We start from the raw sequence: 1893 nt of genomic DNA, 5'->3' as shown, positions 1-1893 counted from the left end.
CGCATCAGCTAGGAGAGCCGGCGTGAGCTTGAGGATCGTTGTCTGTGTGAAGTATGTGCCCGACGCGACTGGTGATCGGCATTTCGCTGATGACTTGACGGTGGATCGTGAGGATGTCGACGGTCTGTTGTCGGAGTTGGACGAGTATGCGGTGGAGCAGGCGCTGCAGATCGCGGGCGAGGCGGATGATGCCGAGGTCACGGTGGTGACGGTGGGTCCTGAGGATGCGAAGGACGCGTTGCGTAAGGCGTTGTCGATGGGTGCGGACAAGGCGGTGCATGTCGAGGACGACGCGTTGCACGGCAGTGATGTGATGGGTACGTCGTTGGTGCTGGCGAAGGCGGTCGAGAAGACCGGGTTCGATCTGGTGATCGCGGGGATGGCGTCGACGGACGGCACGATGGGTGTGCTGCCGGCGATTCTCGCGGAGCGTCTGGGTGTGCCGCAGGTGACGCTGCTGTCCGAGGTGAAGGTGCAGGGCGGTGTGGTGTCGGGTCGTCGGGACGGTGACACGGCGTCGGAGCAGGTGGAGGCTTCCCTGCCGGCGGTGGTGTCGGTGACCGACCAGTCGGGTGAGGCGCGTTATCCGTCGTTCAAGGGGATCATGGCGGCGAAGAAGAAGCCGGTGACGTCCCTGGATCTGGATGATCTGGATCTCGACGCGGACGAGGTGGGTCTGGCGGGTGCGTGGACGGCGGTGGACTCGGCCGCGCAGCGTCCGGCGCGCACGGCGGGCACGATCGTGAAGGACGAGGGTGAGGGCGGCAAGCAGCTCGCCGAGTTCCTCGCGGGCCAGAAGTTCATCTAGGCCCCCCGGTGCCCGGCCCCGGTCTCGTGCGCTGTGTTTTCCCGGGGTCCGGGTCGGGGTTCGGTTCGTGTTGGTCCTGGTTCTTTGTTCGCTCATCTTTCATGCAGGAGAAGTGACGTCTCATGGCTGAAGTCCTCGTCTACGTCGATCATGTCGACGGTGCTGTTCGTAAGCCCACCCTGGAGCTGCTGACGCTGGCGCGGCGGATCGGTGACCCGGTCGCTGTCGCGCTGGGTGAGGGTGGCGAGGCCACCGCTGGGGTGCTGGCCGAGCATGGTGCGGTGCGGGTCTTGACCTCGCAGGCCCCGGAGTTCGCGCAGTATCTGGTGGTGCCGAAGGTCGACGCTCTGCACGCCGCGTTCCAGGCGGTGTCGCCCGTGGCGGTGCTGGTGCCCTCCTCGGCGGAGGGCAAGGAGATCGCCGCGCGTCTCGCGGTGCGTACCGGGTCGGGTCTGATCACCGACGCGATCGACCTCGAAGCGGGTGCGGAGGGGCCGGTCGCGACGCAGTCCGCGTTCGCCGCCTCGTTCACCACGAAGTCCCGGGTCTCCAAGGGTGTCCCGGTCATCACGGTCAAGCCGAACTCGGCGCCCGTGGAGCCCGCTCCCGCGGCCGGTGTCACCGAGCCGCTGGAGGTGAGCTTCACCGCCGCTGCCACCGGCACGAAGATCGTGTCGCGGACCCCGCGTGAGTCCACCGGGCGCCCCGAGCTCACCGAGGCCGCGATCGTCGTCTCCGGCGGACGCGGCGTGAACGGCGCGGAGAACTTCGCGATCATCGAAGCGCTCGCCGACTCCCTCGGCGCCGCGGTCGGCGCGTCCCGCGCCGCCGTCGACGCCGGCTGGTACCCCCACACCAACCAGGTCGGCCAGACCGGCAAGTCCGTCTCCCCCCAGCTCTACATCGCCTCCGGTATCTCCGGCGCGATCCAGCACCGCGCCGGGATGCAGACCTCCAAGACCATCGTCGCGATCAACAAGGACGCCGAAGCCCCCATCTTCGACCTCGTCGACTACGGCGTCGTCGGAGACCTCTTCACCGTCGTCCCCCAACTCACCGAAGAAGTACAGACCCGCAAGGGCTGA

At 67.6% G+C, this 1893-nt stretch carries 2 protein-coding genes; both read left to right on the top strand.

What is annotated here, in order from left to right; genetic code table 11:
- Positions 1–22: 22 nt before the first annotated feature.
- Complete coding sequence (locus AB0C82_RS34465; protein WP_362850171.1) at positions 23–808, top strand: electron transfer flavoprotein subunit beta/FixA family protein; 786 nt, start codon at positions 23–25, stop codon at positions 806–808.
- Positions 809–930: 122 nt separating this feature from the next.
- On the top strand, positions 931–1893 hold the full coding sequence (locus tag AB0C82_RS34460) for an electron transfer flavoprotein subunit alpha/FixB family protein (RefSeq protein WP_362850169.1): 963 nt from the start codon (positions 931–933) through the stop codon (positions 1891–1893).

Origin of the sequence: Streptomyces sp. NPDC048560, from assembly GCF_040650955.1 — a bacterium.
Lineage (GTDB): Bacteria > Actinomycetota > Actinomycetes > Streptomycetales > Streptomycetaceae > Streptomyces.
This window is presented reverse-complemented; position numbering and strand designations above follow the sequence as displayed.